The following is a 20373-nucleotide window of genomic DNA, read 5'->3' as shown; positions in this document are numbered from 1 at the left end:
ATGGATCCGTTGCCCCAGACAGCCCCAAAAAGAAAACGGCAGACCTCACCGAGCGGCTGGATTGCCTTTCTCGCCCACTTTCTTTTCATCCTCGTGGCCTGGACCCTGTTCATCAAATACCTGTTTCCCATTGGTTACGCGGTGGCAATGGGTGAGCCGTGGAGCCAGTATATCTACTGGGATCTCTGGCCGGTTATTCATCTCTGGCTCGGATGGGCCCTGTTGGCCCGGCCAAACTATACCTATCCATTGGCGCTTGTGGTTTCCGTCCTCGAGATCGTCATCATTGTCAGCTTTTTTGCCCGGTTCCTTGCTGACCCGGAATGGTCGATCTGGCGTACCAACTGGTTTGTGAACAAAGTGTTCGTGCTCGCATGCTTTGTACTGCTGCTGGGGACTGCAGTCTGGCGCCCCGGAGCCATTAAAGGGAATTCCCAAACTGCAAGGATCACATGACAGTTCGATACAACCGCAGACAAGCTCTGAATGTACTCGGCGCCGGCCTCACAGCTCTCTGGCTGCCGTGCAGCAAGCTGATTGCAGCAGGCCCCACCGCCGTCAGAAAACCCATTCCCTCAAGCGACGAGCCGCTCCCGGTGATTGGACTGGGGACCTGGCGAACATTCAATGTCGGCAGCGACCCGCAGCTGCTGGCGGAACGCGCCCAAGTGGTCGACGCTTTCTTTCAGCACGGCGGAGGACTGATCGACTCATCACCGATGTATGGCTCTGCCCCCGACGTCATCGGCTATGCCCTCAAGCGCCTGGGAGAACCGGACACCCTCTTTTCTGCGGAGAAGGTCTGGAGTCCGGCGGGTGGGACGGCACGAGAACAGGTCGATGAGCTGGCAAGACGCTGGGGCGTGAAGACTTTTGATCTGGTGCAGGTACACAACCTGACCGACTGGGAAGAACACCTGGCGGCACTGCGCGAACTGAAAGCCGCCGGCAAGATTCGCTATATCGGTATCACCACTTCCCATAGCCGACGCCACAGCGAATTCGAACGGGTGATGGCGAGCGAAGACATCGACTTTGCCCAATTGACCTACAACATCACCCATCGAGAAGCCGAGGATCGCCTGCTGCCACTGGCACGCGAGCGGGGTATTGCCGTCATCGCCAACCGACCCTACGACGGCGGCAACCTGATCAAGGGCCTCAAGCGCCGGGAAAAAGTACCCGAGTGGGCAGTCGAGGAGTGTGGCTGCAGGACCTGGGCTGACTTCCTGCTGAAATTTATTGTCAGCCACCCGGCGGTCAACTGCGCCATCCCTGCTACAACCCGTGTCGACCACCTGAACGAAAATATGCGCGCCGGCCAGAGCCCCATGCCATCTGCCTCTTGCAGAGAGCGGATGGCCAGTTATATCGAGTCTCTATGAGCGAGTGGTCCACGTATAGCCTGCAGGACTTCATCCCCTTCTCGCAGGAAGTTTACCTGCGCCTGCTCGAGCGGCTTAACGAGAGCGTCTGGCCTCTGCACCTGGCCATGCTGGCGCTTGGCTTAGCCGCCCTGGTGTTCGCTCTGAAGCGTCGCCCCCGCATTGCCTGTCTTTTCATGGCACCAGCATGGATCTTCGCAGGGCTGGTCTTCCATCTGCAACGGTTTGCAGAACTCAACTGGGCTGCACATTATTTCGGGTGGACCTTTCTGGCGCAGGCAGTGATTCTGACACTCATCGGGACTACCGGGATCGGGACAGACAGAAGGGAAAGTTCCGACAAACTCTCCAGCCTGGTCGGCGTCTCGATCGCGCTACTCAGCCTGCTCGGTTACCCCCTGATAGCGCTATTAGCCGGCTACTCCTGGCGGCAGGCAGAGGTTTTCGGTATCCATCCAGATCCCACCGCGCTCGCCACCCTGGGCCTTGGCCTGATAGTGCTGAAAGGTATCACTCTCTGGATTGCCAGCATCATCCCCCTCCTTACTACCGTGCTCTCTGCACTCACGCTTTTTGTACTGGAGCTGCCCTGGGCCACGCCACTGTTGAGCCTGCTTGCACTGATACCGGTGGCACTGGTTTGGAAGAGCATCGCAAGTGGCAAACAGGTTGAGGGACGCTCTGGTAAAGGGGATTCAAATGGCGGGCTGCCCGGTGACTGGTGAGGCACTCTACCTTTTGGCGGCAGACCTGATCCTCATTACACACGTGGTTTTCGTTGCTTTTGTTGTGCTCGGTCTTGCCCTGATCCTGATTGGAAAACTGCGATCCTGGGACTGGGTACGCAATCCGTGGTTTCGGCTCGCACACCTGGCGGCGATTGGTGTGGTGGTGCTGCAGTCCTGGCTGGGAGCCATCTGCCCGCTCACGCTCTGGGAAATGGCACTCCGGGAGCGCGCCGGGGAAGCCACCTATTCAGGCAGCTTCATCGCGCACTGGCTGGGCACCGCTCTGTATTACCGCTTTCCGAACTGGGTCTTTGTCCTCAGCTACACGGTTTTCGGCGTGCTGGTGCTGGCAAGCTGGTACTGGGTGCGACCGCGGCCTTTTGTTCGACGATTCTCGGGTAAGGGCTGACCGGAAGCTTCCTTGCTTACGGGAAGCACCGCACCAAGAAAAAGAGCGGCAATTGGCCGCTCTTCAAGTCAGTTTCCATGCTCAATCTCAGAGGCGAGAAAGCTGTGCCCTGCTCGCCCCCGCGCCGGATTATCTTGCTGCAGTCTGCGAACCCTGCGATGCCGGCACATCAAACCGATCGAGATTCATCACCTTTACCCAGGCATCGACGAAGTCGTTGACGAAACGATCCTCGCTGCCCTTGGTCGCATAGGCCTCGGCAACTGCCCGCAGCTCGGAATTGGAGCCAAAGATCAGGTCCACGGTGGTGGCCGTCCACTTTGGCTTGCCGGTCTTGCGGTCCTTGCCCTCGTAGACACCCGGGCCTTTCGATGACTTTTGCCACTCGGTGGACATGTCCAGCAGGTTGACGAAGAAATCGTTGCTCAGGGTTCCGGGTTTATCCGTCAGCACTCCATGCTTGGAACCGCCGGTATTGGCATTGAGCGCGCGCAGACCACCCACCAGCACCGTCATCTCCGGCACCGACAGCGACAACTGGTCGGCGCGATCGACCAGCGCCTCCGCCGGCGGCATGGTGCCACCGCCTTCGGTGTAGAAGTTGCGGAAGCCATCCGCCTTGGGCTCCAGATACTTGATGGATTCAACTTCGGTCATTTCCGCAGTGGCATCGCTCCGGCCCGCAGTGAAAGGCACCTTGACGTTGTGGCCGCCCTTCTTGGCTGCTTCCTCGATGGCCGCGGAACCAGCCAGCACGATCACATCGGCGAGGGACACCTTTGTGCCGCCAGACAGTGACTTATTGAAATCCTGCTGAACGCTTTCCAGTTTGTTCAACACCTTGGCCAGTTCCTGCGGGTTGTTCACCGGCCAGTTCTTCTGTGGCTCCAGGCGAATGCGGGCACCGTTGGCACCACCACGCAGGTCGCTCCTGCGGAAGGTGGAAGCAGAAGCCCAGGCGGTGCGCACCAGCTCTGGGATAGTCAGGCCGGAGGCGAGAATCTTGGCTTTCAATTTGTCGGCATCGCCACTACTGATCAGCTTATGATCGACCGCCGGCACCGGATCCTGCCAGATCAGATCCTCTTTCGGCACTTCCGGCCCAAGATAGCGGGACTTCGGTCCCATATCGCGGTGGGTCAGCTTGAACCAGGCCCTGGCGAAGGCATCTTCCAGCTCTTTCGGGTTGTTCTTGAACCGCTCGGAAATCTTGCGATAGGCCGGGTCCATCTTGAGCGCCAGATCCGTGGTCAACATCACTGGCGCATGCCGCTTCTTCGGATCGAACGCATCCGGCACCAGGTTGGCGGCATTGGGATCCTTGGGGATCCACTGAATTGCGCCGGCCGGACTCTTCACCTGCTTCCACTCGAAGTTGTAGAGGTTCTGCAGGTAATTATTACTCCACTGGATCGGGCTCACGGTCCAGGCGCCTTCCAGCCCGCTGGTAAAAGTATCCGAGGCGTTGCCCTTACCGCATTTGTTTTTCCATCCAAAACCCTGCTCCTGAATCGGCGCAGCTGCCGGCTCGGGGCCGACACAGTCCGCCTTCACCGCGCCGTGGTTTTTGCCAAAGGCGTGGCCACCGGCGATCAGCGCCACCGTCTCCTCGTCATTCATGGCCATGCGGCCAAATGACAGGCGGATGCGTTCCCCTGCGGCTACCGGGTCGCCGCTGCTGTTTGGGCCTTCCGGATTCACGTAAATCAGGCCCATTACCGTGGCGGCCAGAGGGTTGTCCAGCTTGCCGCCTTTGAAACGCTTCTCGGCATCGAGCATTTTGGTTTCCGGCCCCCAGTACACGAGGTCCGGCTCCCAGTCGTCGACACGGCCGCCACCAAAGCCAAAAGTTTTGAACCCCATGGACTCCAGGGCGACATTACCAGTCAGCACCATCAGATCCGCCCAGGAGAGGGCTTCACCGTATTTCTGTTTCACTGGCCAGAGCAGGCGGCGAGCCTTGTCGAGATTCGCGTTGTCCGGCCAGCTGTTGAGCGGGTCGAAACGCTGCTGACCGCCGCCAGCACCACCCCGGCCATCGGCCACCCGGTAAGTGCCGGCACTGTGCCAGGCCATCCGGATCATGAGCGGGCCATAGTGGCCGTAATCGGCCGGCCACCAGTCCTGCGAGGTCTTCAGGGTGGTCTCGATATCTTTCTTGACCGCTTTCAGATCGAGGCTGTTGAAGGCCTTGGCGTAATTGAAATCTTCCCCCAGCGGATTGGATTCCGCACCGTGATCCCGTAGCGGCGCGAGATCCAGCTGATCCGGCCACCAGAACTGATTGGACTTCGGCGCTCCCTGCATGCGCTTTTGACTAGGTCCCTCCGGATTGCCGACCGCCTCGAGTGGAGGCTGCTCCTGGGCCTGAATCAAGCCCGGTGAAAAAAACAAAGATGCAGAAAGCGCCAACACAGCGCCGATTGATTTATTGTTGAGCATATCAGTGGCTCCCGAGGAGAAGTAACGCAGGGTATGCACAAAGATATAAGAGATTCAGAGTTCTGAAGGGCAGACAGGAGGGAAGTGACGACCAGGAAGAATAGTCACACGCCAATCTCTGGTCGGTTTCCAGGGAGAGGAATATGTATGGGTCGAAACGCTATATCGAGCATGCGCCCGAACCTCCCCTCAACCGGCAAAAGGCCCAACCTTCCTCGGCCCGGCACTGATCATCCGGAGGGATCATAAAGAGGAAGGAAAGTGGTGCATCCCGACTCTCGCTGACTCATTGCACCTGAGGCCCAACTCGCCACTGGCAGCATTCACCACCCGATCCTGCTACCATTGAACCCTGGTCCTCTGCCGTTACCGCGGGATACTCTGGGGAAATGCGATCTTTCCTGAAAAAAACTGCGCTCGCCCTGTTTCTGCTGGGCGCTCTCACAGCCCTGTTGTTTATCCTGTTCCCAGGCCTCAAGTACGAGGTCTATCGCCGTCTTTCCCCTCCCGTTCGCTGGGATATCTCCTATGCCGTAGCCGATAAGTTTGTGGTGGGCATGATCTACTTCGTCGAGCGGGGCGATGAGCTGCTTCTCGTCAGGCACTCCTACCAGGACAAGTGGGCACTGCCCGGAGGCTGGCTGGAAAGAAACGAGTCCTTTGAGGAGTCCGCACGACGTGAATTGCAGGAAGAACTGGGAATAGCAATCGAGGACTTCGAGGTGCTGGAAGTGACCAAGGTGCCCAGGTCGGAAATCATCAATGTCGCCATCCGCGGCCGGCTGGGCGGAGAGGGTGTCGAAATCCGTGATGCCGAGATCGCCGGGTTCCAGTTTTTCAAACTGGCCGATCTCCCCGAGGACATCATCTACACCCACAAACCGTATATTCGCCGCTACCGCCGCACGAGAGCCGAGCAATCCGCACCGCCCCAATAGCTGTTTCGCCACCTTGAACACTGAATGCACAGGGCAGAATCCAGGTGAACTTGGGGACAGAGCCAAATCGGGACAGAAAAGGCGCGCCCCATTTACAGGCCGGTGGCGTAATCGGGACCACCCCCACAGCGAGAAGCAACATGCCGACATTTCCCCTCCCCGCCATGGCCTCTCTCTTCGCCCTGTTGAGTGCATTCAGCCTCTCTGGAGGAGCATCAGAAATGCCCCTGCAAAGCCTCGATCAGCTGCAGTGGAAAAACCGTATTCTGCTCGTCCGAGCCGCCACGGAAACGGATGGCGCAGCCCGGGAGTTACGCGAAGCCGAAGCGGGGGTCACTGACCGAGATATGGTCTGGTTCATTGTTGCCGCAAGGAACATCGTGCAAACAAACTACCCGGGAGCACTTGCGGAAGATTTCGCGGATAAACTCCTGGAAGGCTATTTCCCGCAGGCCGGCGACAACGTCGTACTCATCGGCAAGGATGGTGGAGTAAAACACCGGGCCCCCGAGTTGAATCTTGAAAACGTCTTTTCTCTGATCGATGCCATGCCGATGCGCAAGCAGGAAATCGAGCGCTAGAATCAGCGCAACGCAGCTTGAAAACAGCCTGTACTGCTGGCGGCATCAGGCAGTCCCCTCGCTGGAAAGAAGCCCCAAAAACTCGGGAACAGGCATCTAGGGATCATGCATAAAGGCTCGGCCACACACAGGGGAAAGGCCGTCGTCACTGTGATAATGAGTGACCAGCGGATTCTCGTGATCCTCCGTGGCGACAAGGTACCCGCGGCCGGGTACTGGACCCCGCCGGCGGGCAAAATTGAGCCGGGGGAGGATCAGCCTGCCGCTGTCATCCGAGAAACCCGGGAAGAGGTCGGACTGACAGTGCAACCCATTCGCTGCGTCTGGCAATGTCCGGCGCACGGCGCCAACTACGATCTTTACTGGTGGCTCGCTAACCCTATCGCTGGAAATTTGAAGGTAGCCGATGACGAGGTAGCGGCGGCGCGCTGGATCTACCCGAATGAGTTCGCCAATCTCGAGCGGACTTTTCCGGAGGCGAGGGATTTCTTCGCCGACATACTGCCAGCGCTACCGGAGTGGCAAGGCCGTGTAGAGGGGCGCGATAACGAAAGTTAACGGCTTCCCATGCACATGCCATCCGTCCCCAGCTAATAACAGCCGCCATCCCCCGAGACGCTCTTGCTTGCGGAGACCCGTGCTGGCGATGGATCTCGGCCAATCAATCCGCCTTTTTTGGCGGTTGACGTTGCTCGTCCCGGTAATGCACTGTCAGAGCCACTTTTTGCCACTGAAGCCCTGTTATGTCAGCCACAGCCATCGTTATTGGCGCCACCGGTCTGGTGGGCGCTGCCCTCACCGATCGGCTCGCCGAAGCCCCACATATTGAAAAAATCATCACCCTTACCCGTCGCCCTGCGCCTCACGCCAGTGCGAAGGTGGAAAACCGGGTGGCGGATTTTGCGCGACTGGAGGACTACGGCGAGCTGTTTCGCGGCCGCTGGCTCTTTTCCTGCCTCGGCACCACCCGCCGCCAGGCGGGCTCCATCGAAGCACAACGCCAGGTCGATCTGATAATGCAACAGCAGGCCGCGGAACTGGGCGCCCGCGGTGGGATAAGCCACTACCTTCTGGTTTCCTCCAGCGGCGCCAGCGCCCAGAGTTCCAACCCCTACCTCAAAATGAAAGGAGAGCTGGAGGAGGTCGTGCGCGCCCTGCCCTATGAGCGCATCAGTATCTTCCGCCCCTCGCTCCTCCTGGGCGAACGCAACCACCTGCGGCTTGGCGAAAAGCTGGGCAGCTGGATCCTGCCGCTACTGTGCACACTGCCTGGCCTGCGCCGCTTTCGCCCGATTCGGGGGGATCAGGTCGCAGAAAAGATGGTGCAGGTCAGTACAACGCCCGGACCTGCGCTCGAGTTCTTCAGCCTGGACGAAGTGTTCCCCGACAAGAATGTCCCCTCCTGAGCGATCCGCTTGTCGCGGGTGAGCGGTATCCCGCTAGAGCAACACAGGGCAGCTAGACTTACGCAAACCGCGCCATCAGTCCTGTAACGGCGCACCAACGATAACGACCCGTCAGGATCTCGATGCTGCGCATTGCCAGTGAAATACTGACAAAGTTCATAACGACTCTCGGCGCAGCCACGGTGCTTGCTATCGCCGCAGTGTCGTTCGTGCAGGCGCAGGAGGGCCAGACTGCTATTTCCGTGCAGGCAGTGCCTGCCGCCCGGCGGCCAGTGGTCGAGACGATCCCGGTGACAGGTACCCTGACACCCCCTCGCCAGGCCATGCTCTCCGTGGAGGTCGCGGGGCTGGTCAACAAAATGCATGTGGATGTCGGCGACCGCGTCGAGGCCGGAGCGCCGCTCCTGGAACTGGACCGGGAGTTGAATGGCATTGCCCGCGACGCCGCACTGGCCGAAGTGGAACAGGCCCGCGAGGCGCTGGCGGAGAGCCGCCGTCGCCTGGGCGAGGCACAGGCCCTGGTCGGAGACAACTACATCTCGGAAACCGAGGTACTGGCACTGACTTCCGAGGTGCGTATTCGCGAGGCCGAATTCCGCGCTGCCCAGATCGAGGCCGAGCGGCAGTCTGCCCTGTTGCGCCGCCACCAGGTGAAGGCGCCGTTTACCGGTGCCATTGCCCAACGCATGGCGGAACTGGGGGAGTGGGTTGAGCCGGGTGTCGCCCTTTTCGAGCTGGTGGACGCGCGCCGGCTTCGCGCGGATTTCGAGGTGCCACAACGGGTCTACGGGCGCATCAGCGAGGAAACGCCGCTGGAGGTGCAGTTTGATGCCAGTGGGGCCCGGCGCTTCCCGGCCCGGGTTCTGCACAAGGTGCCCCTGAGCCGCAGCGGTGCACGCACTTTTCTCCTGCGCACCGAAATCACCGGCGAGCGCACACCGGAATTGATTGCCGGCATGTCCGTCTCGGCCACATTGCGCCTGGGTACGGAGCGCACTGCCGTGGCCGTGCCGCGGGATGCCGTGATCCGCTACCCGGACGGTCGTGTCACCGTCTGGGTCGCCGCACAGGCGGACTGGGGGGCGAAAACCACGGTGCGCGAGCAGCCGGTGCAGACTGGTCTGGGCTTCGACGGCTGGATAGAGATACGCGAGGGACTGAGCCCCAACGCCACCGTCATAACCCGCGGCAACGAGAGTCTGCGGGACGGGCAGCAGGTCATCCTGCAGCGGGCACCACAAGAGAGCCGCGCACCGGCGCCGGGCTGAGGTCCGGGAGGCAGGCACAGGTAGCATGTTCGAGCAGATCATCCGCAACGGCATCCTGGTGACGGTCACCGCGCTGATCATTGTGATCCTGGGTGTGGTGGCGGCACTGCGTATCCCGGTGCAGATGATTCCCGACCTGGAGGTGCGCACCGTCACCATCCAGACCAACTGGGCCGGCACCACCCCGCAGGATATCGAGAAGGAAATCCTGATCGAGCAGGAAGAGTACCTGCGCAATATCCCCTACCTGCAGGAACTTCAGGCCACGGCAGATCTGGGCAGTGCGGAAATCGAGCTGGAATTCCCGTTCGGGGTGGATATAACCGAGACCCTGATTCGCGTCAATAATGCCCTTACCCAGGTGCCGCGCTATCCACTCAATGTGGACGAGCCGCGTGTTTATGCCACCTCATTTTCCGCCAACGCATTTATGTATTTCCGCATTTCACCGCTGCCGGGTAATCCGCGCAACCTGGATATGGATATGATGCGGGACTTCGTCGAGGACAATGTGCGCCCGCGCATGTCCGGCGTGCCGGGCGTGGCCCAGGTGGATGTCTGGGGGGGTGCCGAGCGGCAAATCCAGATCCGCCTCATTCCCGAGCGCCTGGCAGAGAGAAACCTGACCCTCAACAACGTGCGCCTCGCCATCACCCTGCGCAACCGCGATGTATCCGGTGGCGAGGTCGAGAGCGGCAAGCGCCGCTACCTGCTGCGCACCCTGGGGCGCTTCCAGGACCTGGACGACCTGCGCCAGATGGTGCTGCAGCGCAGCGGCGACGGCATCGTGCGGCTCGGCGATGTGGCCGAGGTGAGCCTGGACCATTTCAAGATCCGCAGTAGTTCCTACGTCGATGGCCTGCCGTCGATCGGCCTCTCGGTCCGGCGGGAGAGCGGCTCCAACGTCATTGCCATCAAGCGCGCGATGATGGAAGAGATGGAACGCATCAATGCCGAGCTGTTGCACCCGGAGGGCATGGAGCTGGCACTGACCGCCGACGACGTGGGCTATGTGCAGGATTCTGTCTTTAACGTGTGGAAGAACCTGTTACTGGGCGCCCTCCTGGCCACTGCCATCATGTACCTGTTCCTGCGCTCCCCGCGGGCCACGGCACTCGGTGTGGTGGGTATTCCCATCTGTACCATCGCTGCGTTTATCGGGTTGCTGGTCACCGGGCGCACCATCAATGTAATTTCCCTGGCCGGAGTGGCCTTCGCCATCGGCATGACCCTGGACAACAGTATCGTGGTGCTGGAGAGCATCGAACTGGAACGGCGCCGGGGGCTCGACCGCCTGAAGGCGGCAGTTGCGGGTGTGCAGCGGGTCTGGCCCGCGGTGCTCGCCTCTACCCTCACCACGGTCATGGTGTTCCTGCCGGTGGTCTTTATTGCCGAGGAAGCCGGTCAGCTGTATTCAGACATCGCCATTGCCATTTCCGCGGCCATCCTTACCTCCATGCTGGTGGCCATCACGGTCATTCCCACCGCTGCCGCACGACTTGGTTTCGGTGACGACACCCTGCAACACCCGGACAGTGCACTGAGAAATGTGGTGCTGGGAAAAATCGACTGGCCGATCGCCACACCCGCCCGGCGTCTCTACTGTATCGGCATCACCGTTCTGACCAGCCTGGCGATCGTGTTGCTGCTGACGCCGCCAGCCGAGTATCTCCCCGAGGGTGAGGAAGCCAAAACCTTTGCCAGCATGAACGCTCCGCCCGGTTACAACATGGATACGATGGAAGCCATCGCCGGGGAGCTGCATGAATACTTTCTTCCTTTTGTGCAGGACGAGCCGGCGGCTTTTGAGCGGGGTGAGGTCGAGGTACCGGCGATGAAGTACGTGAACATGCGTGTTTCGCCGCAGAGTATCCGCATCATTTCCGAAACCAAGGACCCCCGCCATATCGATGAGTTGATGGAGGCGATCGTCGCCAAATACGAGACCTATCCGGGAATGCGCGCCTTCGCCACCCGCGGTTCCATCATCAGCAGCAACGACGGCGGCACCCGCAGCGTCAACCTCGATATCTCGGGGCCAAACCTGGCCGATTTGTACGAGGTGGCGCGGGCCGCCTATGGACGTGCCGAGGAAATCTTCGACAACCCCAGTATCCAGACACGCCCCTCCAGCCTCGCCCTCGCGCAGCCACTGCTGCAGGTGCGGCCGCGCTGGGACCGGGCCGCCGAAGTCGGGATGACCGCCGAGGATATCGGTTTCACCGTTGCCGCACTCACCGACGGGGCCTTCGTCAACGAGTTTTTCCTCGATGACGACAAGATCGACATGTACCTCTACAACCGTGAAGGCCCCGAAGCCACGGTCGATACCCTGCAGAACATTTTTATCTATACCCCGGTAGGCACCGTCCTGCCGCTTTCGGAGCTGGCGGAAACCATTGAGACAGTGGACACCAGCACGGTGCGCAGGGTGGATGGCCGGCGTACCGTTACCCTCAATATTATTCCTCCCCGCTCCGTGGCCCTGGAAACCGGCGTGGAGCGGGTTCGCACTGCGCTTGTGCAACACCTGAAAGACACTGGACAGGTGCCCGCCGGAGTCAGCCTGACCATTTCCGGAGCGGCCGACCAGCTGGATGCCACCCGCGAGTCCCTGAGCAGCAACTACGTGGTGGCACTGCTGATCGTTTACCTGTTGATGGTGGCCATCTTCTCCCACTGGGGTTATCCGCTGCTGATCATGACCACGATCCCGTTGGGCATCGCCGGCGGCATCGCGGGCCTGGCGCTGATGAACCTGGTCGGTGGCCTATTGCGGAGCATGGGCCTGGAGGGCTTTCACCAGCCATTCGACATGATCTCCATGCTCGGCTTCCTGATCCTGATGGGCACGGTGGTCAACAATCCCATCCTGATCGTGCACAGAGCGATCAGTAACATGAAGGAAGAGGGGCTGCCTCCCGTCGATGCGGTACAGGAGGCTGTCAGTTCACGACTGCGGCCGATTGCCATTTCCAGTATCACCACCATCTGTGGCCTGGCGCCGCTGGTCTTCCTGCCCGGCGCCGGCACGGAGCTTTACCGCGGCGTGGGCATCATTGTGATGAGTGGCATCATCGGCGCCACCCTGGTGACTCTCACCATGTTGCCGGCCCTGACGGTCATTGCGCTCAACTGGCACGAGCGGCTGCAGGCGCGGCACAGCGAGCAGTCCGACGGGTAGCGCCCGCCAACTAGTACAGTCTGGGGGTTGAACTCTCACCCCTTCGCCTTCAGGGACTAAGGTAAGAGGGTAAAGCGCTGTGATCGCCCTGCCCGCCTCTCCATCAGCAGAAAGATCGAGGAGATATGATGTTTGTCGAACCCATCAAGTCCCCCGGACTCGCCCAGCTCTCCTACCTGATTGGTGATGGCAGTGAAGCTGCCGTCATCGATCCCCGCCGGGACTGCGAAATTTATGCGGAAATGGCCCGCCAGCGTGGCTGCCGGATCACCCATATTTTTGAGACCCATCGCAATGAAGACCTGATTTCCGGGGCCCCGATCCTCGCCGAATTGACCGGCGCCGCGGTCCATCACGGACCAAATGCCGCCGGTGAGGTTACCTACGCCGACACTGTGCGCGAGGGGGATGACTTCAGCTTTGGCTCCATGCTGTTGAAAGTGCTGGAAACACCCGGCCATACCGATGACAGCCTTTCGTTTGCCATCTACGACCAGGACTTCGGTAATCAGGCAATCGGTGTATTCAGCGGTGATGCCCTGTTCGTCGGTGATGTGGGACGCACAGACTTTTATCCGGATCGCAAAGAGGAAGTCGCCGGTCTCCTCTATGACAGCCTGCAAAAAATCCTTTCGCTCGGCGACCAGACCATTCTCTATCCAGCACATGGCGCCGGCTCCGTGTGTGGTGACAATATGGCCGATCGGGACTTTTCCACCCTCGGTTACGAGCGGGTCAACAACCCGATGCTTTTAATTACTGATCGTGAAAAGTTTATCGCTAGGAAAGTGGCCGAACACCACGAGCAGCCGCCCTACTTTCACAATATGGAGCAGCTCAACCTGGATGGCAGTGCTCCGGCCGCCCGCGTAGTGACGCCCCCTGTGCTGGATGCCGATGATGTGCACCGACTGATTGAAAAGGCCGAGGTCATCGACGTGCGGAGCGCCAGCGCCTATCAGGGCGCCCACCTACCCGGCAGTCTCGCGATTCCCTGCGACATGCTCCCCGCATTTGCCGGTTGGTACCTGGATGCAACGGATGAAATCATCCTGGTTGCTGACGGCAGCGCGCAGGCCGAGTCGGCGGCGCGCCATCTCGCCCGTATTGGCTACGACCGGGTACTGGGCTTTCTCAACACCGCCATGCCGGGCTGGGCCGCCGCCGGGCGACCTTTTGGCAGCGTCCCCGTGGTGGACGTCGACACCGTGAAAACTCGTGTACACGACGGCGGTGACGGCTGGCAGTTACTCGACGTACGCGGTAAAAAAGAAGTCGCCGAAGGGGTCATTCCCACTGCCCGATGTATTTACGTGGGACACTTGCCGGAGCAACTGGAAAAGCTCGCAAAAGACAAACACTACACCGTGATGTGTGCCAGTGGTGCACGTGCCACGATCGCCGCATCTATCCTCAGGCGCACCGGTTTCGACAAGGTCGATATCTTCCTCGGCTCCATGGGCGCCTGGAAAGCAAAAGGAAATGATGTGGCCTCGGGAGATTGACGGGAAGGTGTCGCAACCGATACAAGGGACTCCATGAGACGGTCAGCTTCTCTGGCGAATTGCCGACGTCTTGGGGCAGCTGACCTGCGCTCACTGCAACACCAACACAAAAAAATCAAAATGAAAGCACTCTTCGCTGTTACCGTTACCATTCCTTTCGCTCTCGCATTGCCGGTAGCCCTGAACGTTGCATGGGCAGAGGAAGCTGATATCGCGACCCAACAGGCGCGACAGGCTGCCGTCGCTCTGGGTAAAACTCTCAAGCAGGAGCTGGTCTCGGCCATGCAAAAAGGAGGGGCGGTGGAGGCCATTTCGGTGTGCAATCTCAAGGCCATGCCCCTGACAGAGCAGATATCGGAAGAGACCGGCTGGCAGGTCGGGCGAACCAGCCTGAAAGTGCGGAACCCGGCCAATACTCCGGACGACTGGGAGCGCCGGCAGCTGGAGAAGTTCCAGGCCCGGCTGGACGCCGGTGAACCCATGGCATCTCTCGAGTCCATGACCACCGAAACGCGCGATGGCGTAACAATCCAGCGCTATATGAAGGCCATCCCGGTACAGGGCCCCTGCCTCGCCTGCCATGGCGCCACCCTGTCGCCGGCGGTACAGAACAAGCTGGACGGCCTGTACCCGCATGACAAGGCACGCGGGTATCAACTGGGTGAGCTGCGTGGTGCGTTCACTCTGGAGAAGGCGCTCTCCACTGAATAGAGCCAAGCTCACCACGACGGGTTTCAACCTATTTATCGATAGGATCAACCCGTTGGAGCGTCAGTAACAGCCACCGGCTCAATGTCCAGTCGCCTGCTTTGGATCGATCATATTCAGTGTCGGCGGGACTATGCCAAGGTGATCCGAGCGGAAAATACATTTGCGCCGGGTGCCCCCCTGCACAGTAGAATGCGGGTTCAGTTTTGTAGCCACAGTTTACTATGTCCCGGGAATTCACCAGCCTGCAGCAGATGCTCGAACATATCGGCCGGGAGGCCGCCTCGCAAGAGCGGGTGACCCTGGATCTGGTCATCCGTGCTGTGGGAAGACGCTCTTTCGCTCCCTTGCTGTTACTGGTGGGATTGATTCTTTTCTCACCCCTGAGCGGCATTCCGGGAGTACCCACCATCATGGCCATTCTGGTGCTGCTAGTGGCACTGCAACTGCTGTTAGGCCGCCAGTATTTCTGGCTGCCGCAGTGGCTGCTGCGCCGATCCATCTCTGAAAAAAGCCTGCAGCGCGCGCTCCATTTCCTGAAGCGGCCAGCGCAGGTCAGCGACCGCTGGCTGCGTCCACGCTTCCGGTTTCTGGTCTACCGCACCGGGACTTACGTGATTGCGGGAATCTGTGTCGTCATTGCCCTGGCCCTGCCGCTGATGGAGGTGGTGCCCTTTTCCGCTTCCATGGCCGGAGTGGCCCTGACGGCATTCGGCCTCGCCCTGGTGGCGCACGACGGGCTGCTCGCCATTATCGCCTTTGCGCTCACGGCTCTTACCGCCGGAATGATTTTGTTCAGCCTGATCTGAGACGGTTGGCGGACTCAAGGCCAAGCAGATGGGGGAACTTCGCCAGCATGCCGATCGCCAGCAGGTCATACAGGCCGTGCCACACCATGACACCGAGAGCACTGCCGGTGGACCAGTAAAACCAGCCCAGCAATAGCCCCATCACCAGCGTCACCGTGAAATAGAGCAGTGAAGCAAAGTGCAGCAACGCAAACAGCAGCGATGCAGTAAACAGGCCCCAGAGGGGATGTCCAAACTCCATCAACCAGCTCTGCAGAAAAACGCGGAAGAACAACTCCTCGCAAATACCGGCGGCCAGAGCCACCACCGCGATCTGCCCCCACGAGAACCCCGAAAACAGCGGATGCAGCAGCGCACACAGCCGGCGCAGCGACGCGCCCAGGCTACCGGGAAGCCTTGTCAGAAACACCGCCACTGCATAGGTCGCCAGAGCGGCCATAGTGCCAGCAATAATCCAGGTCACTTCATTGCCGCGGACTGCCGGCAACTGCACGGCGCTCAACCACAGTCCGAGCAGCGCGAGCAGCAGTAGCGCCGCCTGGGAAATCAGCGCAATGCGAAATACCCGCGCCGTGGTCAATGGCTTGTCCTGCATTTCACTTCCCCTTCCAAGCTGTGGTTTTACTTGCCTGTTCTAAAGCGTACCGATTTCCCATCGGCGCCGCCAAAGGCACGGTCAGTTACTGTTTGGGCAGGATATCCGCCAGCCGCGCCCTGCCGGAATCCGACACCCTCAGTACCGCCACCCCGCCATCGCGAAGCTCCCTCTCAAGCTCCAGGGCTTTCTCTTTCGGTGCAAAAAAGGCCTCGATGCCGTAGCGGACTCGGTACACATCCCCCTCCCTGCGCCACCATTGGCCGGTGACCCGACCGCGCAGAAACACCCCCTCTTCCGGCTGATCCAGGGTCACACCAGCGTAGCGGTACACTCCTTTTTTACCGGGCTCCAGCATGACATAGACCACCTCTCCATTGCGCAGGGGCCGCTCCGTTGCCAAGGAGGCAGCATCCAGTTCCGAAATGGCATACTGCAACCGGGCATAGTTGCCACGGAACAGTGAGCGAGGATCCACGGGTAAGGTTTCCATACGGATCTCCCGACCGCTCCACAGTGGTGCCTGTGCCGTAAGCACACTTCCGATCAGGACCAGAACCTGGAAGATGATTGCAGCTGTGAGGGGTAGCAGAGACTTACTCGGCAATTTCATCATGCCCTGCTCTCCCCCTCGCGTACGCGCTTCCAGAAACGCGCAGCCAACAGGAGCAGCAGCGCGAAAAGGGTAAACAGCGCGGCCCCGCCGAGATAGTCCCCGATCAGGTCGATATAGCGCAGGAAGGCTGTGGCCAGGATGGCCGTCACCCCGAGGAAGAAATAATGGGAAATGCCACTGTTGATTCCGCGAACAATCAGCCAGATGCCTGTACCCAGAAGGGCAAAGTTGGCGATCAACTGAAACCCGACGGCATGCTCAGGTTGGCCATCGACGATCACCGCAAGAATCACAACGATCAACGTTGCGAACAGCAGTGCGACGGAGGGGAGCCGCTGCGCCTTGCGGGCAAGCCACAATCCGGCTGCACCAAGCACAATAAGCATCAACCACATACCGAGCTGATGTGGCCAGTCGTAATCGAGCAGCGCCCGCCACGGACTGGCAAAACTCATCACCAACATAAATACCAGCGCGAAGCGCAAGCTCCAGATGGAAAGCAGTGCTGCGTAATCCCGCGGTTTCGATTCTGGCCGTTGTGACAGCCAATGGCTAAGGGCGAACAACAACAGGAACAGCCCTGCGGCAACCACAACATTTTCCCCACGCACATCAAACAATAGCCCCCCACTGCCATCGCCCCACAGCCAGGACAGCCCGTACTCCACCCAGAGCCCCACGCTCGCCACTGCCACCAATAAGAGCAAGGCGCTCTGGGGACCGCGCCAGAGAACATAGGCGGATATCAGGAAGAACAACGGGAAGAGTCCCGGCAGATAGCCGTTGAACACCTCGAGGAAAAACCAGATCAGGGCCAGTAAATTTGCCTGCAACGCCAGCCACGGATTGCAAGTGACCAGGGCGAACGGCAGGCAACCGAGCGCCCACCAGAACACCCCATCCGGCATGTGCTCGCCCAGGTGGTAAATCTGGGCAATGAGGATAATCGAGGCCCCGTAGAACAGGTTGCCGAGCAGCATCAATCCAACCCCGGTTCCCCGCTCACCGCAAGCATAGCGGTAGACGGCCAGCGTATGGGTAGCGACGGTGAGCAGCACCAGCCCACCCATGCGCACACCGCGGGGAATGGCATCCCAGTTGGCGCCCAACAGGGTGATCAGTGCCAGCCCCAGAAACAGGTAGGCCAGCCCCACCAGCACGGCATAACCCTGGGTGCGGCTGTTGACGGCCTGGTAATCGGTGCCGTAGCGGCGGCAGATTCCCTCAGCCTGAGACTCACTGATCAGGCCCTCCTCGACCCATTCAGCCGCCTCCCGCGCCAGCTCCCCTTTCAATAAGCGAATCAATCGCATGCCCGATATCCCTGTAGATTCCAGCGCCCCGGGACCGAGCCCGCTGACCCATCAGTATCCGCTTTGAGATCGGACGCTGCAATGCGCCGCCTGAGGCCAGGTTATCGGAGCGGTTTGATAATCGTTATCAATGAGAACCATTGAAATAGATAATTTTAATCAATGATTGCAGGCCGATAGTATTCTTCCCGTACCAGACAGCAACCACTTTCAACAAGGAGCATTTATATGTCTCGTTACATCGGCAGCGAAATCAAACCCTTCCAGGCCAAGGCTTACCAGTCCGGCGACTTCTTCGACGTCAGCGACGCCGACCTGAAGGGCAAGTGGTCCGTGGTGTTCTTCTACCCGGCCGACTTTACCTTTGTCTGCCCTACCGAGCTCGGTGACCTGGCCGACAACTATGAAGAGTTCAAGAAGCTGGGCGTAGAGATCTACTCCGTATCTACCGATACCCACTTCACCCACAAGGCGTGGCACGACACTTCCGACACCATCGGCAAAATCCAGTTCCCGATGATCGGCGACCCCACCGGCACCATCACCCGCAACTTCGGCGTGATGATTGAAGAGGAAGGCATTGCTGACCGCGGCACCTTCGTCATCGACCCGGAAGGCCGTATCCAGATCGTCGAGATCAACGCCGGCGGTATCGGCCGCGATGCCAACGACCTTCTGCGCAAGATCAAGGCAGCCCAGTACGTCGCCGCCCACCCGGGCGAAGTCTGCCCGGCCAAGTGGCAGGAAGGTGAAGAGACTCTGGCTCCGTCACTGGACCTGGTCGGCAAGATCTAAGGCCGACACCGACTCCCAACAGACCACCCTTTTGGCCCACCCCGGTGGGCCCTTTTTCCCTAAATACAGACAGGACACACCGATGTTGGATGCAAACCTGAAGAAACAACTGGACACCTATCTGCAGAATATCGTCAATCCGATCGAGATCCGTGTGTCCAGCGACAACAGCCCCAAGTCAGCGGAACTGGAATCCCTCGCGGACCAGATTGCCGAACTCTCGCAAAAAATTGAGACCCGTCAGGGCAGCGCAAAGCGCACGCCCAGCATGGCTATTGCGCCGGCAGGCGAGGAGCCCCGGGTCAGCTTTGCCGGAATACCGTTGGGCCACGAATTCACCTCGTTGGTGCTGGCCCTGCTGCAGAATGGAGGCCACCCGTCAAAGGCCGATCCAGCGGTACTGGACCAGATTCGCGGCCTCGAGGGCGAATACCATTTTGAAACCTATATCTCACTGTCGTGCCAGAACTGCCCGGATGTGGTCCAGGCCCTGAATCTGATGGCGACACTGAACCCGAATATCACCCACGAGATGATCGACGGTGCCCTGTTCCAGCAGGAAGTCGAACAACGCAACATCATGGCAGTGCCCTCCGTCTACCTGAACGGCGAGCACTTCGGCCAGGGCCGCATGACCCTGCAGGAGATCGTGGACAAGCTGGATACCGGCGCGGCCGAGCGCAAGGTCGACGAACTGAACGCGCGCGATCCGTACGACGTGCTGGTGGTGGGTGGCGGCCCCGCCGGTGCTGCCGCAGCCATCTATGCCGCGCGCAAAGGCATTCGCACCGCGCTCGTCGCCGAGCGGTTCGGCGGCCAGGTAATGGATACTGTCGGTATCGAAAACTTTATCTCCGTGCCCTACACCGAGGGTCCCAAACTCGCCGCCGGACTCGAGCAGCACGTGAAGGAGTACGGTGTAGACATCATCAGCGAACAACGCGCAGCCAGCATTCAGCGCAGGCAACTGTTGGAGCTGGAGCTTGAGAGCGGTGCCACCCTTGCCAGTCGCTCTGTGGTCCTCGCCACCGGCGCTCGCTGGCGCGAACTGGGCGTGCCCGGCGAGGCGGAGTACCGCACCAGAGGCGTAGCATACTGCCCCCATTGTGATGGCCCCTTCTTCAAGGGCAAGCATGTCGCAGTCATCGGTGGCGGTAACTCCGGCATCGAGGCCGCCATCGACCTGGCGGGTATCGTCAAGCATGTGACCGTGCTGGAATTCGCCGATACCCTGCGCGCCGACGACGTACTCGTGCGCAAGGCCCGCTCCATGGGCAACGTCGATATCATCACCAACGCCCAGACCACCGAGGTTCTCGGGGACGGCAACAAGGTCACCGGCCTGCGCTACACCGATCGTGTGAACGGGAATAGCGTGGACATTGAACTGGCCGGTGTGTTCGTACAGATCGGGCTGGTGCCGAACACCGAGTTCCTGCAGGAAAGCGATATCGAGCTGAACCGCATGGGTGAAGTCGTCATCGACGAGCGCGGCGCGACTTCACTGCCCGGTGTATTTGCCGCGGGCGACGCGACTACTGTGCCCTACAAGCAAATCGTGATTTCCATGGGCGCAGGCGCCACTGCGGCACTGGGTGCCTTCGACTACCTGATCCGCCACTCTGAGGACGCGGACCAGGAGGAGGCAGCTGGTCTCGCCAACATCGCCTGATATCGTATACCCAACCCGG

General features: G+C 60.1%; 19 protein-coding genes. 15 read left to right on the top strand and 4 right to left on the bottom strand.

Annotated features, from left to right (window positions below):
* From AUP74_RS11445 to AUP74_RS11430, 4 genes are read left to right on the top strand one after another with little or no spacing between them, the layout of a single operon-like run.
* Positions 1–456, top strand: coding sequence for a hypothetical protein (locus tag AUP74_RS11445; protein ID WP_069947681.1), 456 nt, complete (start codon positions 1–3; stop codon positions 454–456).
* Positions 453–1385: an aldo/keto reductase gene (locus AUP74_RS11440; RefSeq protein ID WP_069947680.1), complete on the top strand. Its 933-nt coding sequence runs from the start codon at positions 453–455 to the stop codon at positions 1383–1385. The genes AUP74_RS11445 and AUP74_RS11440 overlap by 4 nt, the downstream gene beginning before the upstream one ends.
* On the top strand, positions 1382–2110 hold the full coding sequence (locus AUP74_RS11435; protein ID WP_069947679.1) for a DUF6064 family protein: 729 nt from the start codon (positions 1382–1384) through the stop codon (positions 2108–2110). The genes AUP74_RS11440 and AUP74_RS11435 overlap by 4 nt, the downstream gene beginning before the upstream one ends.
* The gene (locus tag AUP74_RS11430) at positions 2085–2522 is read left to right on the top strand and encodes a DUF2784 domain-containing protein (RefSeq protein ID WP_069947678.1); all 438 of its coding nucleotides are present in this window, start codon (positions 2085–2087) and stop codon (positions 2520–2522) included. The genes AUP74_RS11435 and AUP74_RS11430 overlap by 26 nt, the downstream gene beginning before the upstream one ends.
* Before the next feature lie 129 nt (positions 2523–2651).
* Here the strand turns inward: AUP74_RS11430 and katG are convergent, their stop codons facing one another.
* Entirely contained in the window at positions 2652–4829 is a 2178-nt protein-coding gene (gene katG / locus AUP74_RS11425; RefSeq protein WP_069948856.1) for a catalase/peroxidase HPI, read from the bottom strand.
* Positions 4830–5353: 524 nt separating this feature from the next.
* Between katG and AUP74_RS11420 the strand changes: the two genes are divergently transcribed.
* The 9 genes from AUP74_RS11420 to AUP74_RS11380 all read left to right on the top strand — a co-directional run bounded on the left by AUP74_RS11420 (position 5354) and on the right by AUP74_RS11380 (position 15363).
* Positions 5354–5902: an NUDIX hydrolase gene (locus tag AUP74_RS11420; RefSeq protein ID WP_069947677.1), complete on the top strand. Its 549-nt coding sequence runs from the start codon at positions 5354–5356 to the stop codon at positions 5900–5902.
* Between the two features lie 221 nt (positions 5903–6123).
* Positions 6124–6483 (top strand): DUF4174 domain-containing protein, encoded by a 360-nt coding sequence (locus tag AUP74_RS11415; RefSeq protein WP_158514565.1) that lies wholly within the window; start codon positions 6124–6126, stop codon positions 6481–6483.
* Between the two features lie 105 nt (positions 6484–6588).
* Positions 6589–7041 (top strand): NUDIX hydrolase, encoded by a 453-nt coding sequence (locus AUP74_RS11410; RefSeq protein ID WP_069947675.1) that lies wholly within the window; start codon positions 6589–6591, stop codon positions 7039–7041.
* Positions 7042–7226: 185 nt separating this feature from the next.
* On the top strand, positions 7227–7889 hold the full coding sequence (locus AUP74_RS11405; RefSeq protein ID WP_069947674.1) for an NAD-dependent epimerase/dehydratase family protein: 663 nt from the start codon (positions 7227–7229) through the stop codon (positions 7887–7889).
* 122 nt (positions 7890–8011) lie between these two features.
* Positions 8012–9157: an efflux RND transporter periplasmic adaptor subunit gene (locus AUP74_RS11400; RefSeq protein ID WP_069947673.1), complete on the top strand. Its 1146-nt coding sequence runs from the start codon at positions 8012–8014 to the stop codon at positions 9155–9157.
* 25 nt (positions 9158–9182) lie between these two features.
* The gene (locus AUP74_RS11395; protein ID WP_069947672.1) at positions 9183–12341 is read left to right on the top strand and encodes an efflux RND transporter permease subunit; all 3159 of its coding nucleotides are present in this window, start codon (positions 9183–9185) and stop codon (positions 12339–12341) included.
* A gap of 125 nt (positions 12342–12466) precedes the next feature.
* Positions 12467–13846 (top strand): MBL fold metallo-hydrolase, encoded by a 1380-nt coding sequence (locus AUP74_RS11390; RefSeq protein ID WP_226999774.1) that lies wholly within the window; start codon positions 12467–12469, stop codon positions 13844–13846.
* A 120-nt stretch (positions 13847–13966) separates the two neighbouring features.
* Entirely contained in the window at positions 13967–14557 is a 591-nt protein-coding gene (locus AUP74_RS11385) for a Tll0287-like domain-containing protein (RefSeq protein WP_069947670.1), read from the top strand.
* A 221-nt stretch (positions 14558–14778) separates the two neighbouring features.
* Positions 14779–15363 carry an exopolysaccharide biosynthesis protein gene (locus AUP74_RS11380; protein ID WP_069947669.1) on the top strand — a complete coding sequence of 195 codons (585 nt, stop codon included), beginning with the start codon at positions 14779–14781 and terminating at the stop codon, positions 15361–15363.
* Here AUP74_RS11380 and AUP74_RS11375 read toward each other — a convergent pair.
* From AUP74_RS11375 to AUP74_RS11365, 3 genes are all read right to left on the bottom strand, one after another.
* Entirely contained in the window at positions 15350–15958 is a 609-nt protein-coding gene (locus AUP74_RS11375; protein ID WP_069947668.1) for a CPBP family intramembrane glutamic endopeptidase, read from the bottom strand. The genes AUP74_RS11380 and AUP74_RS11375 overlap by 14 nt on opposite strands.
* A gap of 85 nt (positions 15959–16043) precedes the next feature.
* On the bottom strand, positions 16044–16574 hold the full coding sequence (locus tag AUP74_RS11370; protein WP_226999773.1) for a GDYXXLXY domain-containing protein: 531 nt from the start codon (positions 16572–16574) through the stop codon (positions 16044–16046).
* Positions 16571–17887: a DUF2157 domain-containing protein gene (locus tag AUP74_RS11365; protein ID WP_069947667.1), complete on the bottom strand. Its 1317-nt coding sequence runs from the start codon at positions 17885–17887 to the stop codon at positions 16571–16573. Before AUP74_RS11365 ends, AUP74_RS11370 begins: the two co-directional genes overlap by 4 nt.
* 228 nt (positions 17888–18115) lie before the next feature.
* Between AUP74_RS11365 and ahpC the strand changes: the two genes are divergently transcribed.
* A complete protein-coding gene (gene ahpC, locus AUP74_RS11360) occupies positions 18116–18682 on the top strand; it encodes an alkyl hydroperoxide reductase subunit C (protein WP_069947666.1) in 567 nt (188 codons plus the stop codon).
* Between the two features lie 82 nt (positions 18683–18764).
* The gene (gene ahpF, locus AUP74_RS11355) at positions 18765–20354 is read left to right on the top strand and encodes an alkyl hydroperoxide reductase subunit F (protein ID WP_069947665.1); all 1590 of its coding nucleotides are present in this window, start codon (positions 18765–18767) and stop codon (positions 20352–20354) included.
* Positions 20355–20373 lie beyond the last annotated feature (19 nt).

The organism is Microbulbifer aggregans (assembly GCF_001750105.1).
Classification (GTDB): Bacteria; Pseudomonadota; Gammaproteobacteria; order Pseudomonadales; family Cellvibrionaceae; genus Microbulbifer; species Microbulbifer aggregans.
Note: the sequence above shows the minus strand (reverse complement) of the source record. Positions and strands in the feature narration are given on the sequence as shown.